The organism is Micrococcus luteus (genome assembly GCF_022664405.1).
GTDB lineage: Bacteria > Actinomycetota > Actinomycetes > Actinomycetales > Micrococcaceae > Micrococcus > Micrococcus luteus.
This window is the reverse complement of sequence record NZ_JAKRLB010000011.1, coordinates 61,459-76,263: the sequence shown is the minus strand read 5'-3', so window position 1 is coordinate 76,263 and position 14,805 is coordinate 61,459. Positions and strand designations below refer to the sequence as shown.

The 14,805-nt window shown below is 72.7% G+C and carries 8 protein-coding genes and 1 tRNA gene; 8 read left to right on the top strand and 1 reads right to left on the bottom strand.

Translation table 11 applies throughout. The features are described 5' to 3' along the window. Window position 1: 1 nt before the first annotated feature. From lgt to pyk, 4 genes are all read left to right on the top strand, one after another. A complete protein-coding gene (gene lgt / locus MF605_RS06645) occupies window positions 2-985 on the top strand; it encodes a prolipoprotein diacylglyceryl transferase (RefSeq protein ID WP_010078757.1) in 984 nt (327 codons plus the stop codon). Window positions 986-1,188: 203 nt separating this feature from the next. Further along, the gene (gltB, locus tag MF605_RS06640) at window positions 1,189-5,841 is read left to right on the top strand and encodes a glutamate synthase large subunit (RefSeq protein WP_134416979.1); all 4,653 of its coding nucleotides are present in this window, start codon (window positions 1,189-1,191) and stop codon (window positions 5,839-5,841) included. Next, entirely contained in the window at window positions 5,834-7,294 is a 1,461-nt protein-coding gene (locus tag MF605_RS06635; RefSeq protein ID WP_010078754.1) for a glutamate synthase subunit beta, read from the top strand. Before gltB ends, MF605_RS06635 begins: the two co-directional genes overlap by 8 nt. Window positions 7,295-7,370: 76 nt before the next feature. Beyond that, complete coding sequence (gene pyk / locus MF605_RS06630; RefSeq protein ID WP_036338629.1) at window positions 7,371-8,858, top strand: pyruvate kinase; 1,488 nt, start codon at window positions 7,371-7,373, stop codon at window positions 8,856-8,858. A gap of 18 nt (window positions 8,859-8,876) precedes the next feature. On the opposite strand, the gene MF605_RS06625 is transcribed toward pyk, so the two are convergent. Next, entirely contained in the window at window positions 8,877-9,473 is a 597-nt protein-coding gene (locus MF605_RS06625; protein ID WP_010078752.1) for an ANTAR domain-containing response regulator, read from the bottom strand. Between the two features lie 176 nt (window positions 9,474-9,649). On the opposite strand from MF605_RS06625, the gene MF605_RS06620 reads away from it, so the two are divergent. The 4 genes from MF605_RS06620 to MF605_RS06605 all read left to right on the top strand — a co-directional run bounded on the left by MF605_RS06620 (window position 9,650) and on the right by MF605_RS06605 (window position 14,770). After that, window positions 9,650-9,731 (top strand) — tRNA-Leu (locus tag MF605_RS06620). 70 nt (window positions 9,732-9,801) lie between these two features. Further along, window positions 9,802-12,675, top strand: a complete 2,874-nt coding sequence (locus MF605_RS06615; RefSeq protein ID WP_044658966.1) for a DUF4040 family protein — start codon at window positions 9,802-9,804, stop codon at window positions 12,673-12,675. Beyond that, window positions 12,672-13,103 (top strand): cation:proton antiporter subunit C, encoded by a 432-nt coding sequence (locus MF605_RS06610; protein WP_010078750.1) that lies wholly within the window; start codon window positions 12,672-12,674, stop codon window positions 13,101-13,103. The genes MF605_RS06615 and MF605_RS06610 overlap by 4 nt, the downstream gene beginning before the upstream one ends. Beyond that, window positions 13,100-14,770 carry a monovalent cation/H+ antiporter subunit D family protein gene (locus MF605_RS06605; protein WP_010078749.1) on the top strand — a complete coding sequence of 557 codons (1,671 nt, stop codon included), beginning with the start codon at window positions 13,100-13,102 and terminating at the stop codon, window positions 14,768-14,770. Before MF605_RS06610 ends, MF605_RS06605 begins: the two co-directional genes overlap by 4 nt. Window positions 14,771-14,805 lie beyond the last annotated feature (35 nt).

Here is a 14,805-nt window from a genome sequence, read left to right as displayed (position 1 = left end):
GGTGACCGCCGCCCTGGCCCCGCTCGCCGCCTTCCCCGCCCCCGGGTGGGACGGGTTCCAGCTGGGCCCGGTGAAGATCCACGCGTACGCGCTGTGCATCATCCTGGGCATCGTCCTGGCGCTGTGGCTCGCCGAGCGTCGGTGGCGCGCCCGCGGCGGCCCCGAGGACCGTGTGCTCGACATCGCCCTGTGGGCCATCCCGTTCGGCTTCGTGGGCGGTCGGCTCTACCACGTGTTCTCCTCACCGGACCGGTACTTCGGGCCCGGCTTCGACGGCACGGGCGACCCGATCCAGATCCTGTACGTGTGGAACGGTGGACTGGGCATCTGGGGCGCGATCGCCCTCGGCGCCGTGGGCGCGTGGATCGCGTGCCGCCGCTACGGGCTGCGGCTGACGGCCTTCGGCGACGTCGTCGCGCCGGGCATCCTGCTGGCCCAGGCCATCGGCCGGTGGGGCAACTGGTTCAACCAGGAGCTCTTCGGCGGCCCGACGACCCTGCCCTGGGGGCTCGAGGTCGACCCGGCCAGCCCGAACTTCCCGGCCGGCTACGCCCCGGACACGCTGTTCCACCCCACGTTCCTCTACGAGTGCCTGTGGAACCTGGCCGGGGTCGCGCTGCTGCTCCTCGTGGACCGCGCGCTGCACCTGCGCCACGGCCTCATGCTGTGGTCCTACGTCGCCTGGTACACTGCGGGCCGCACGTGGATCGAGATGCTGCGCATCGACGACGCCGAGATGGTCACGCTCTTCGGCGTCACCCAGCGGCTCAACGTGTGGACGTCCCTGCTGGTGTTCGTCATCGCCCTCGCGTTCATCGTCGGGATCCTGCTGCGCCATCGCGGCGCGGCCGCCGGCCCCCACGCCCACCAGAGCGTGTGGCGCGCCGGGCACGCCCCCGAGGGCGACGACGGCGCCGCCGTCGCCGCGGGCCGCTCCGGGTCCCACGCCGTGGGCGCGGCGGAGGACGACGCCGTCCGGCGCTGACCCGCTCCCCGGCGCGCCCGCGAGGGGCGCCCGGGGCCCCGGTGTCCCACATGGTGGACATTCGGCGTGTCACAGAACGTCCGGTTCCGCACAGTGGGACGTCGCGCCCGGTAGCGTCTCTTCCACCTCGGGGCCGTCGGCCCCGAGCGTCGGGGCCAGCGCCGTCCCCGTCCGAGCCCCTGCTCTCCGGAAAGGACGGCACCATGCCCGTGGCATCCTCGCCCGCCTCGGCCCCCCGCGCGGGGGGACCGGTGGATCCCTTCGTCCGCTATGCGGACGTCCCCGCCGCCCAGGGCCTCTACGACCCGTCCCGGGAGACCGAGAACTGCGGCCTCGCCGTCATCGCCACCCTGCGGGGCACCCCGGGCCACGACATCGTCCAGCACGCGCTGACCGCCCTGCGCGCGCTCGAGCACCGCGGGGCGGTGGGCGCCGACGAGGGCACCGGCGACGGCGCCGGCCTGCTGACCCAGATCCCCGACGAGCTGTTCCGTGCCGTCGTCGACGCCGAGCTGCCCCCCGTGGGCGAGTACGTCGCCGGCACCGCCTTCCTGCCGCCCGTCGACGGCGAGCGCGCCGAGGCGAAGGAGGCCGTCGAGCGGCTGGCCGAGGAGGAGGGGCTGCAGGTCCTGGCGTGGCGCGAGGTGCCCACCGACCCCTCGGCCCTGGGCGTCGGCTCCCGGGCGGCCATGCCCGCGTTCGAGCAGCTGTTCCTGTCCCTGGCGGACGGTCAGGACGGCACCGAGCCGGGGCAGTCGCTGGACGTGCGGGCGTGGCGGGTGCGCCGCCGCGCCCAGTCCCGCGCCGGCGTCTACTTCCCCTCGCTCTCGTCCCAGACGATCGTCTACAAGGGCATGCTGACGACGGCCCAGCTGGAGCCGTTCTACCCGGACCTCTCCGACGAGCGGTTCACCACCCGGCTGGGCGTGGTCCACTCGCGGTTCTCCACCAACACGTTCCCCTCGTGGCCGCTGGCCCAGCCGTTCCGCACCATCGCGCACAACGGCGAGATCAACACGGTCAAGGGCAACCGCAACTGGATGCGCGCCCGTCAGGGCCAGCTCAAGCACCCGATGCTCGGCGAGGTCCCCGAGGACCTGTTCCCGCTGATCAGCCCCATCGGCTCGGACTCGGCCTCCTTCGACGAGGTCGCGGAGCTGCTCATGCTCTCCGGGCGCCCGCTCACCCAGGCGATCATGATGATTATCCCGGAGGCGTGGGAGAACCACGCGACCATGGACCCGGCCCGCCGCGCCTTCTACCAGTACCACTCCATGCTCATGGAGCCCTGGGACGGACCGGCCGCCGTCGCCTTCTCCGACGGCACCCAGGTGGGCGCCGTGCTGGACCGCAACGGCCTGCGCCCCGCCCGCTGGTGGGTCACCGACGACGGCCTCGTCGTCCTGGCCTCCGAGGTCGGCGTCGTGCCGATCGAGCCCTCGGCGGTGGTGCGCAAGGGGCGCGTGGCCCCGGGGCGCATGTTCCTCGTGGACACCGAGCAGGGCCGGATCATCGGCGACGACGAGATCAAGGCCGAGGTCGCCTCCGCCCAGCCGTGGGAGGACTGGGTGCGCCAGAACCTCCTGGACCTGGAGTCGCTCCCCGAGCGCGAGCACGTCCGCCACACCTCCGAGTCGATCCTGCAGCGTCAGCGCATCTTCGGGTACACCTCGGAGGAGCTGCGCATCCTCGTCGGGCCGATGGCCCAGACGGGCGCCGAGCCGCTCGGTGCGATGGGCACGGACACGCCCATCGCCGTCCTCGCCAAGCGGCCCCGGCTGCTCTTCGACTACTTCGTGCAGTCCTTCGCCCAGGTGACGAACCCGCCGCTCGACGCGATCCGCGAGGAGCAGGTGACCTCGATGCGCACCGCGATCGGCCCGCAGGGCAACGTGCTCTCCCTCGAGCAGGTGCGCACCCGCCAGGTCGACGTCCCGTTCCCCGTGATCGACAACGACCAGCTGGCCCGCATCCAGCACCTGCGCGACGCCGACGGCACCCGCCTGACCCTCAAGGTGAACGGCGTGTACCGGGTGGCCGGAGGCGTCGAGGAGCTCCGCGCCCAGCTGAAGGCGATCTGCGAGCAGGTCTCGGCCGCCGTCAACCGCGGCGTGGAGTACGTGGTGCTGTCCGACCGCGGCGCCACCGCCCAGTGGGCGCCGATCCCGTCCCTGCTGCTGACCTCCGCCGTGCACCACCACCTGCTGGCCTCGGCCAACCGCACCAAGAGCTCGCTGATCGTCGAGGCGGGCGACGTGCGCGAGGTCCACCATGTGGCCGTCCTGCTCGGCTACGGGGCCTCCGCGGTCAACCCGTACCTGGCCATGGAGTCCGCCGAGGAGCTCGTGCGCACGGGGGAGGTCTCGGGCGTCACCGCCGAGCAGGCCGTGGCGAACCTGATCAAGGCGCTCGGCAAGGGCGTCCAGAAGATCATGTCCAAAATGGGCATCTCCACGGTCGCCTCCTACACCGGCGCCCAGACGTTCGAGGCGCTCGGCCTGTCCCGGCGCTTCGTGGACCGCTACTTCGTGGGCACCACGAGCCCGCTCGACGGCGTGGGCATCGACGTCGTCGCCGCCGAGATCCAGGCGCGCCACGAGTTCGCGTATCCGCCGGACGGCAACGACATCAACCCGTACCGCGAGCTCGAGGTGGGCGGCGAGTACCAGTGGCGGCGCGAGGGCGCGCCGCACCTGTTCAACCCCGAGACCGTGTTCCGCCTCCAGCACTCCACGCGGGAGCGGCGCTACGACGTCTTCAAGGACTACACGCGTCGCGTGGACGACCAGGCGGAGGAGCTCATGACCCTGCGCGGGCTCATGCGCCTGCGCACGGGCAAGCGGCCGCCGGTGCCCGTCTCCGAGGTGGAGCCCGTCGAGTCGATCGTGCGCCGCTTCTCCACCGGCGCGATGTCCTACGGCTCCATCTCGCAGGAGGCCCACGAGACGCTCGCGGTGGCCATGAACCGCCTCGGCGCCCGCTCGAACTCGGGCGAGGGCGGCGAGGACCCCGAGCGCCTGCTGGACCCGGAGCGCCGCTCGAAGATCAAGCAGATCGCCTCGGGCCGGTTCGGCGTCACCAGCCTGTACCTGGCCACCGCGACCGACCTGCAGATCAAGATGGCCCAGGGCGCCAAACCCGGCGAGGGCGGCCAGCTGATGGGGACCAAGGTGTACCCGTGGGTCGCCCGCACGCGGCACTCGACCCCGGGCGTCTCCCTGGTGTCGCCGCCGCCGCACCACGACATCTACTCGATCGAGGACCTGGCGCAGCTGATCCACGACCTCAAGCGGGCCAACCCGACCGCGCGGGTCCACGTCAAGCTCGTCTCCGAGTCCGGCGTGGGCACGGTGGCCGCGGGCGTCGCCAAGGCGCGCGCCGACGTCGTGCTCATCTCCGGCCACGACGGCGGAACGGGCGCCTCCCCGCTGAACTCCCTCAAGCACGCGGGCACCCCGTGGGAGATCGGCCTGGCCGAGGCGCAGCAGACGCTCATGCTCAACGGCCTGCGCGAGCGCGTCACCGTCCAGGTGGACGGGCAGCTCAAGACCGGCCGGGACGTCGTGATCGCCGCACTGCTCGGGGCCGAGGAGTTCGGCTTCGCGACCGCCCCGCTCGTGGTCTCCGGCTGCATCATGATGCGCGTGTGCCACCTGGACACGTGCCCCGTGGGCGTGGCCACCCAGAACCCCGAGCTGCGCGCGCGCTTCACGGGCAAGCCCGAGTTCGTCGTCAACTTCTTCGAGTTCATCGCGCAGGAGGTCCGCGAGCTGCTCTCGCAGCTGGGCTTCCGCACGCTCGACGAGGCGATCGGCCACCGCGAGCTGCTCGACGTGGACGCGGCCCTGCACCACTGGAAGTCCGAGGGCCTGGACCTCTCGGGCATCCTCGCGGACCCCTCCGTCGGCCGGCGTCCGGGCCACGAGGACGCGCCCATGCGCCGCACCACCGAGCAGGACCACGACCTCGCCTCCCATATCGACCACCGGTTCATCGCCCGGCTGGGGGACACGCTCACGACGGGCACGCCCGTCGTGATGGACGAGGCCGTCGTAAACACGGACCGGTCCGTGGGCACGCTGCTGGGCTACCACGTCACGAGCACGCGGCTCGCCGACGAGCTGGACGACGACACGATCACCGTGCGCCTGACGGGCGAGGCCGGCCAGTCCCTCGGCGCCTTCCTGCCCGCCGGCGTCACCCTGCGGCTCTCGGGCGACGCCAACGACTACGTCGGCAAGGGCCTGTCGGGGGGACGCGTGATCGTCCGCCCCGACGCCGAGGCCCCGTTCGTGGCCGAGGAGAACACCGTGGCCGGCAACGTGATCGGCTACGGCGCCACCTCGGGCCAGCTGTTCCTGCGCGGCCGCGTGGGGGAGCGGTTCCTCGTGCGCAACTCCGGCGCCACCGCGGTGGCCGAGGGCATCGGCGACCACGGCCTGGAGTACATGACCGGCGGTGAGGCGCTGATCCTCGGCGAGACCGGCCGCAACCTCGCCGCCGGCATGTCCGGCGGGCGGGCCTGGGTGCTGGACCTGGACCGGGAGGACCTGAACCCACTCGCCGTCCGCGAGGACGCCCTGATCCTCGAGGCGCCGTCCGCGCAGGACCGGCTGCGGATCGCCGAGCTGCTGGAGCTGCACCGCGCGGAGACGGGCTCCGCCGTCGCCGCCGCGCTGCTCGCCGACCTGCGGGCCGGCGGGGACGCCGCCGACGCCGCGTGGGACCGCTTCACGACCGTCCTGCCCCGGCAGTACGACCTCGTGCTGCGCACCCGTCAGGCCGCGACGGCCGAGGGACTCGACCCGGACGGGGAGGCCGTCTGGGACCGACTGCTGGAGGTGACCCGTGGCTGATCCGCGCGGATTCCTGAAGAACCGGGAGCGCGTCGAGCGCCCCACGCGTCCGGTGCCGGTGCGCATCATGGACTTCAAGGACGTGTACGTCCGCCAGGACGAGGCGATCGTGCGCACCCAGGCCGGCCGGTGCATGGACTGCGGCATCCCGTTCTGCCACTCCGGGTGCCCGCTGGGCAACCTCATCCCGGAGTGGAACGACCTGGTCCGGCGGGGACGCTGGGACGAGGCCGCCGCGCGACTGCACTCGACCAACAACTTCCCCGAGGTCACCGGGCGGATCTGCCCCGCCCCGTGCGAGGACTCCTGCACCCTGGGCATCAACCAGCCCGCGGTCACCATCAAGCAGACCGAGGTGGCGATCGCGGAGCAGATCTTCGACAACGACTGGCTCGAGCCGGTCGTGCCGGCCCGCCTGAACGGCCACACCGTGGCCGTCGTCGGCTCGGGCCCGGCGGGACTGGCCGCGGCGCAGCAGCTCACCCGCGCCGGCTTCACCGTGGTGGTCTACGAGCGCGACGAGCGCCTCGGCGGCCTGCTGCGGCTGGGCATCCCGGACTTCAAGCTGGAGAAGGACGTCCTGGACCGGCGCCTGGCGCAGATGGAGGCCGAGGGCACCCGGTTCCGCACCGGCGTGGAGATCGGCGTCGACCTGCCCTGGGACCAGCTCAAGGCCCGCTTCGACGCCGTGATCGTGGCGACCGGCGCCCCCGTGGCCCGCGAGCTGCCCGTCCCCGGCCGCGGCCTCGACGGGATCCACCTCGCCATGGACTACCTCGTGCAGTCCAACCGCGCGGTCGCCGGCGACGAGGTCCCGGACCAGATCTCCGCCGAGGGGCGCCACGTGGTGATCCTCGGCGGCGGCGACACTGGCGCGGACTGCATCGGCACCGCGCACCGCCAGGGGGCGGCGTCCGTGACGACGCTGGCGATCGGCCAGCAGCTGCCGGTCGAGCGCCCCGTCCACCAGCCGTGGCCCACGATCCCCAAGGTCCACCAGCAGACCACGGCCGACGCCGAGGGCGGCGCCCGCGCGCACCTTGCCTCCACGGTCGAGTTCCTCGGCGACGAGCACGGCCGCGTGCGCGCCCTGCGCGTGGCGGAGACCGAGTACCGCGAGGACGGCACGCGCGGGCCCAAGGCGGGCACCGAGCGCGAGGTCCAGGCGGACCTGGTGCTGCTGGCGCTGGGCTTCACCGGCATCGAGGAGGGGCTGCTCACGCAGCAGCTCGGCGTGCACGTGACACGCGGGCTCGTGGCCCGGAAGGACGGGTACGAGACCGACGAGCCGGGCGTGTTCGCGTGCGGCGACGCCGGGCGCGGCGCCTCCCTGGTGGTCTGGGCCATCGCCGAGGGGCGTGCGTGCGCGCAGGAGGTCGACGAGTCGCTCGAGCGCTGGTCCCGACTGCCGCACCCCGTGGACCCGGACGACCGCGGCCTCGTCCTCGGCTGAGTCCTCCGTCTCATCTTCCGACGCCACGCGGGCCCGCCCTCCACCGAGGGCGGGCCCGCCCCCTATCGTGGGTCGCATGCGACACGCCAAGATCATCGCCACCTTCGGGCCCGCCACCGACTCCGACGAGACCACCCGCTCGATCATCCGGGCGGGGGCGGACGTGGTCCGCCTCAACATGAGCCACGGGGACCACGAGGTGCACGCGGCCTCCTTCGAGCGGGTGCGCCGGCTCAGCGTGGAGGAGCGGCGCCCGGTCGCGATCTTCGCGGACCTCCAGGGCCCCAAGATCCGCCTCGGCCGCTTCACCGACGGCCCGCATCTGCTCGAGAGGGGCGATCGGATCACCATCACCACCCGGGACGTGCCCGGGACCCGCGAGCTGGTCGGCACCACCCACAAGGGGCTGCCCGGGGACGTCGCCCCCGGTGACGTGCTCCTGGTGGACGACGGCAAGGTGCGCCTGCGCGCCGTCGAGGTCACGGACACGGACGTGCTGGCCGAGGTCGAGGTGCCGGGCATGGTCTCGGACAACAAGGGGATCAACCTGCCCGGCGTGGCGGTGAACGTGCCCGCCCTGTCCGAGAAGGACGAGCGGGACCTGCGCTGGGCGCTGCGCACCGGCGTGGACATGGTGGCGCTGTCCTTCGTGCGGGACGCCGCGGACGTGGACCGGGTGCACGAGATCATGGACGAGGAGGAGCGCCGGGTCCCGGTCATCGCCAAGATCGAGAAGCCCCAGGCGGTGGAGAACCTCGAGGCCATCGTGGACGCGTTCGACGCCATCATGGTGGCCCGCGGCGACCTCGGTGTGGAGCTGCCGCTCGAGGACGTGCCCGTGGTGCAGAAGCGTGCGGTGGACCTCGCCCGCCGGTGGGCGAAGCCGGTCATCGTGGCCACCCAGGTGCTCGAGTCGATGATCGACAGCCCGCGCCCGACGCGCGCCGAGGCCTCGGACTGCGCCAACGCCGTGCTCGACGGCGCGGACGCCGTCATGCTCTCGGGCGAGACCTCAGTGGGCGCGTATCCGGTCGAGACGGTCCAGACGATGGCCCGGATCATCGAGTCCACCGAGACCCACGGCCTCGAACTCATCCACCCGCTCGGCTCGCGTCCCCGCACGCGCGGCGGCGCGATCACCCGGGCCGCCGTCGAGGTCGCGAACCAGCTCGAGATCCCGTTCCTCGCCACGTTCACCGAGTCCGGCGACTCGGCCCGTCGGCTCAGCCGCCTGCGGCCGCGTCAGCCGATCTACGCGTTCACCCACCACGAGCACACGCACAACATCCTGTGCCTGACGTGGGGCGTCTACCCGAAGATGGTCCCGTTCCAGGACTCCACGGACAAGATGACCCTCCAGGTCGAGCAGTCGCTCACGTCGGAGGGCATCGCCGAGCACGGCGACCTCGTGGTGATCGCCGCCGGGTCCCCTCCCGGGGCCGTGGGCTCCACGAACACGCTGCGTGTGCACCGCGTGGGCGACGACGCCGCGGGCGGCTCGTCCGCCGCCTCGCCGCAGACGCGCGAGCCGGTCGGCTTCTGGCCGGCCCGCTCCCCGCTCTGACGAGCGCGCGGGCGCCGCTCAGCCGACCTGGTCGATGACGGCCTGCGCGACCTCCCGCATGGTCAGGCGCCGGTCCATGGAGGTCTTCTGGATCCAGCGGAAGGACTCGGCCTCGGTCAGGCGCATCCGCTCCTGGAGCAGCGCCTTGGCCCGGTCCACGATCTTGCGGGTCTCCAGGCGGTCGCCCAGGTCCCGCACCTCGGCCTCGAGGCTGCGCAGCTCGTCGAAGCGGGCCACGGCCAGTTCGATGGCGGGGACCAGGTCGGCCTCGGTGAAGGGCTTGACCACGTAGGCCATGGCCCCGGCGGTCCGGGCGCGCTCCACCAGCTCGCGCTGGCTGAAGGCGGTCAGCATGACCACGGGGGCGAGCCGTTCCCCGGCGATCTCGCCCGCAGCCGCGATGCCGTCCATCACGGGCATCTTCACGTCCATCACCACGATGTCCGGGCGGTGCTCGCGCACGGCCTCGACGGCGGCGCGGCCGTCGCCGGCCTCGGCGACCACCCGGTAGCCCGCCCCGGTGAGCACCTCCACCAGGTCGAGGCGGATGAGGGTCTCGTCCTCGGCGACGACGGCCCGCAGGCCGGTCTCCTCGGGAGGCGTCAGCGTGGACACGGCAGCTCCTTCGCGCGGGCCGGGACGGCGTCGGTGCGGCGCCGCTGGTGGTCCACCAGGCTACCGTGCGCGATGAGTGCGGCGCGGGCGCGGCGGCGGTGACCCCCCGCCGGAAGGCCGGGGACGCCGGGTCGGGGCGCTGATAGGGTGATCGAGTCCCGCCTCCGGGCGGCACTGCCCGAATGGTGGAATCGGTAGACACGCCGCACTCAAAATGCGGTGCCGAGAGGCGTGTGGGTTCGAGTCCCACTTCGGGCACCGTCGGCGCGCGGCCACCCGCCGTGGGCGCCGTGTCCGTGACCGATCGACCCGAGATGAGTGGTGTCCTGTGCTCCTGACCAGCCTCCTGCTGACCCTCCTCTCGGTGGTGGCGGCCGTCCCGGCCTCCCGGGCGCTGGGCAGGGACGCGGGCTGGGTCCTGGCCGCACCCCTGCTGGCCGCGGCCGGCGTGCTGATCGCGGCGTGGACGGGCGACGTCCGGACGGAGCACCATCCGTGGATCCCCGCGGTCGGGGTGGACCTCGACCTCCGGCTGAACGGCCTGGCCCTGGTGTTCGCCATGATCGTCCTCGTCATCGGCGCCGCGATCCTCGCCTACTCCAGCCGGTACCTCAGTCGGGACCGCACGGAGAGCCGACCCGGCTCCTTCTACCTGCTGATGACCGCGTTCGCGGCGTCGATGCTGCTGCTGGTGCTCGCCGACAACATCGTGGTCCTCTTCGTCGCGTGGGAGTTCACCTCCTTCACCTCCTTCTTCCTCATCGGGCGCTCGGGGGACCATGCCCGCGACCCCGCGATCCGGACCCTGCTCGTGACCGTGGGCGGCGGCCTCGCGCTGCTGGCCGCCGTCGCCCTCATGGCCGTGCGGACCGGCACTGCCTCGCTGTCCGGGGTGTTGGCCTCGGACGTGTGGTCCGAGGCGGGCTTCACCACCACGGTCGCCGTCCTGCTGGCGGTGGCCGCGTTCACCAAGTCCGCCCAGTTCCCGTTCCAGGCGTGGCTGCCGGACTCCATGGTGGCCATCTCCCCGGTCTCCGCCTACCTGCACGCCGCGGCGATGGTCAAGGCCGGCATCTTCCTGCTGCTGGTGTTCAGCCCGGTCCTGGCCGGGAACCCGGTGTGGTCCGCGCTGTTGATCGGCTCGGGCCTCATCACGGCCCTGCTGGGCGCCGTCTCCGCGATCCGTCGCCACGACCTCAAGGGTCTGCTGGCCTACTCCACGATGAGCCAGTTGGGCCTGCTGGTGACCGCCATCGGCATCGGCACCCCCGTCGCGCTTACCGCGGCGATCGTGCACACCGTGGCGCACGCGCTGTTCAAGTCGGCGCTGTTCATGCTGATCGGCGTGGTCGACCACGAGGCCGGCACCCGCGACCTGCGAGAGCTCGCGGCCCGCCACGTGCGCATGCCGGTCACCGGCACGGCGATCGCCGTCGCCGCCCTGTCGATGGCGGGCATCCCGCCGCTGTTCGGCTTCATCTCCAAGGAGGGCCTGGTCGAGGCCGCTCTCGGGACCCCCGGTCCCGCATGGCTCCCCGTCCTCGTCACCGCCGGCATCGCCCTGACCTCCGTGTTCACCGTGGCCTACTCCGGCCGTCTCGTGCTCGGCGCCCTGGGCCTCTGGGGTCCAAGCCCGGACGGGGCCGCCCATTCGTGGCCGACCGGCCGGGAGGACGAGGTCCACGAGGCTCCTGCCACCTTCTGGGGCGTGCCCGTGCTGGCCGCGGCCGCGGGCGTGGCCCTGGGCCTGCTGCCCGGTGTGCTGGACACCCCCGTCTCCTACGCGGCCGAGGCCGCCTCCGGCGCGGAGGTGCACGCGCACCTGGCGCTGTGGCACGGCGTGAACACGGCCCTGCTCGTCTCCGCCGCCATCATCGTGCTCGGTCTGCTGCTGGTGGCCTTGCGCCGCCCGGTGGAGCGCGTGGCCTCCCACGCCGCCCTGCCGTTCTCCGCCCTGGATGCGGTGGACGAGGTTCGGCACCGGCTGATCGGCGTCGGCGCGGTCGTCTCGCGCGCCTCCGGCACCCTGGCTCCCCGCCCCCACCTCCTCATCCCCGCCCTGGTCCTGGGGCTCCTCGCCGTGGCCGGTGTCGCCACGATCGAGGATTTGCCCGCCGTCGTCGGCCAGCCCTCGCGCTGGCACGACTGGGTGCTGGTCGTCCTGGTGGGTGCCGGCGTGATCGCCACCATCCGCGCCAAGACGCGCATCGCCGCCATGGTGGTGGTCGGCGTCGTAGGGTTCGGCATGACCCTGTGGTTCCTCACCCTCGGCGCCGTGGACGTGGCCCTGACCCAGCTGATGGTCGAGGTGCTCACGGTGTGCGTCATGGTGCTGCTGCTGCGCCGCCTGCCCGCCCGCTTCAGCGACGAGCCGACCCCGCGCAGGATGCAGGCGGTCCTCGCCGCCTCCGTCGCCGGCGTCGCCGCGACCCTGGGCGTGCTCGCGTTCACCGGCCGCTCCAGCATGTCGGAGATCGCCCACTTCTACCTGACCCAGAGCTATGCCCAGGCTGGGGGGACCAACGTGGTGAACGTGATCCTCGTGGACTTCCGCGCCGTGGACACGTGGGGCGAGATGACCGTGCTCGGGGCGACGGCGCTGACCATCGCGGCCCTGTTGCTCAACCGTCGGCCGACGCCTCCACAGCCCTCCGCCGTGGACATGCGCTCCCCACTCGCCCACGTGCGCGAGAACCTCGTCCACATCCGGGTGTTCGGCCGTGTCTTCGGCGTGCTGATCATCCTGCTGTCCGCGTTCCTGCTGCTGCGCGGGCACTACGAGCCCGGCGGCGGCTTCATCGCCGCACTGGTCGCCGGTGCCGGCTACGCCCTGCTCTACCTGGCCGCCGACTCGGACACGGCCCCGGAGTTGCGGTGGCCGTACCTGGCCTTCATCGGCTCGGGCATCGCCGTCGGCACCGCGACGGGGATCGTCGGTTACCTCACCGGCAAGGGCTTCCTCGGAGCCGCGGGAGTGAAGGTCCTGGACTACGGGCTCTCCACCACGCTCGCGTTCGACATGGGCGTGTACCTGGCCGTGATCGGCCTGATCGTGGCCGCGTTCTCCCTGCTCGGCCCCGAGCGGCCGGGTGAGGACCCGCTCCGCGCCTCGAGCCGTGACCCCGGCGTCGCGCCGGCGGCCCCGTCCTCCGATCCCTCGGCCCCGACCACCACGACTGCACGAGAGGAGGTCACCCGATGACCGTCGCCCTTACCGTGGGACTTCTGACCTTCGGCGCGTTCTACCTGTTCTCCAAGCGCGAGCTGCTGCGCGTGATCCTCGGCATGGTCCTGCTGGGCCACGCCGCCAACCTGGCCATCATCGCCGCGGGCGGCACCGACCGCCGCGGGCTGCCCTTCGCGGGGACCTCAGACGTCGAGGTGCAGGCCGATGCCCTGCCGCAGGCCTTCGTCCTGACCGCTATCGTGATCGCCTTCGCGATCACCGTGCTGCTGCTCGCGCTGGCCGTCACCGGGCGCGCGGACGACGCGGTGGCCTCGCCGGGGGAGACCCGCGACTCCCTGGAGCAGGCCGCCGCCGACGCACGCTTCCCGCGCGAGGAGCGGCACGCCGCGGCCGGCCGGATCGCGCAGCACTACGCCGGCCAGGGCCCGGAGGTGCGTCGATGAGCGCCGTCCCGCTGGGCCAGCTGCTGCCCCTCTTCGCCGCCGTCCCGCTGCTGTCCGCCGGTCTGCTCGTGCTGGCGGGGGAGCGTCCCCGCCTCCACCGGGCAGTCCTGTTCGCGGTGCTCGGACTCGTCACCACCGGCGGGCTGGCCCTGGGCGTCCACGCCCTCGACGGGTCCGTGCTCGCCACCTCGCTGGGCGGCTGGCCCGGGGGCATCGGGATCGGCTTCGCAGCGGACATGCTGTCCGCCCTGATGCTCGTGCTCACGAGCGCCCTCACGATCGTGGGCGCGGCGTTCGCCTACGGCTCCCGCGTCGCTAACTCCCAGTTCTTCGCCCCGCTGCTCCTGATCCTCATCGGCGGAGTCAACGGCGCCCTGCTGACGGCGGACCTGTTCAACCTGTTCGTGTTCATCGAGGTCATGTTGGTGCCCAGCTACGGCCTCTACGTCCTCTCCGCCAACCGCCGTGAGCCCCTGCGCCGAGTGGACGGGGCGCGGCTGTACGTCACCCTCAACCTGCTAACCTCCACGATCCTCCTGGTCGGCGTCGGCTTCGTCTACGGGCTGACCGGCTCGGTGAACCTCGCGATGCTCGCCGGGTCCGCCGCGGCGGACCCACGCATCGCGATCGCCGCGGGCATGGTGCTGTTCGCACTGTCCATCAAGGCCTCGGTGGCCCCGCTGCACGGCTGGCTGGCCTGGGCGTACTCCTCGACCTCCCCGGCGGTGACGGCCCTCTTCGCCGCCCTGCACACCAAGGTCGCCGTGTACGGGCTCTACCGGATCTACTCCGTCATGTACGACGGCGATGCGCGTCTGCTGCCGCTCATCCTGGTCCTGTCCCTCGCCACCCTCGTGGTGGGTGCGCTCGCCTCGGTCGGTGAGCACGGTGTGCGCGCCGTGTTGTCGTGGCAGATGGTGAGCGGCATCGGCGGCATCCTCGTCGGACTCGGGCTCTCCACGCGCCTGGGTCTCGCGGCGGGCCTGTTCTACCTCGTGCACCACATGGTGGCGATGGGCTGCCTCCTGATGGCGGCCGGCGCGATCGAGGTGCGCTACGGCACCGGCCGTCTCGCGGACCTGCAGGGCCTGGCCCGGCGCGAGCCGCTGATCGCCGTCGCCTTCTTCGTGGGCCTGCTCTCCCTGGTCGGCATCCCGCCCTTCTCCGGGTTCGTGGGCAAGCTCATGCTCGTCAGCGCCGGCCTGGACGCCGGCCGCGGTGTCACCGCTGCGCTGGTGCTGGGCGCCTCCCTGGTGAGCCTGTGGGCTCTGCTGCGGGTGTGGGACGCCTGGTTCTGGGGCGCTCCGACGGCCCCACACGGGCACCGCGAGCGCCTGGCCACCGCGGCCATGCCCATCGTGGGCCGGGCGGGCTCCGTGCCGTCGCCCTCCGGCCGCGGCTCGAGCACCGACCACGAGCGCACCGAGTCGTGGGCCTCGCAGGAAACCCTCGATCCGCCCACGGGCGTGCTGCCGGTGACCGTGGATCCGGACGAGGACGTCACGCGCTCCCGCATCCCAGGCCGGCTGGCCGCCCCCGCCGTCGTCCTAGCTATGGCCACCCTCGCCCTCGGGCTCGGCGGTCAGGCCCTGTGGACCGTCACCGACCTCGCGGCTCAGGGCCTGATGGACCCCAGCAGGTACATCGAGGCGGTGCTCAACCCATGAGCACCGCACTCCCGCAGCCTCCGGAAGGAGACGCC

Bases quoted from the DNA above. Each gene is read 5' to 3' on its own strand.
- pyk (WP_036338629.1), top strand. From the start codon at position 7,371: ATGCGACACGCCAAGATCATCGCCACCTTCGGGCCCGCCACCGACTCC.
- MF605_RS06605 (WP_010078749.1), top strand. From the start codon at position 13,100: ATGAGCGCCGTCCCGCTGGGCCAGCTGCTGCCCCTCTTCGCCGCCGTC.
- gltB (WP_134416979.1), top strand. From the start codon at position 1,189: ATGCCCGTGGCATCCTCGCCCGCCTCGGCCCCCCGCGCGGGGGGACCG.
- MF605_RS06610 (WP_010078750.1), top strand. From the start codon at position 12,672: ATGACCGTCGCCCTTACCGTGGGACTTCTGACCTTCGGCGCGTTCTAC.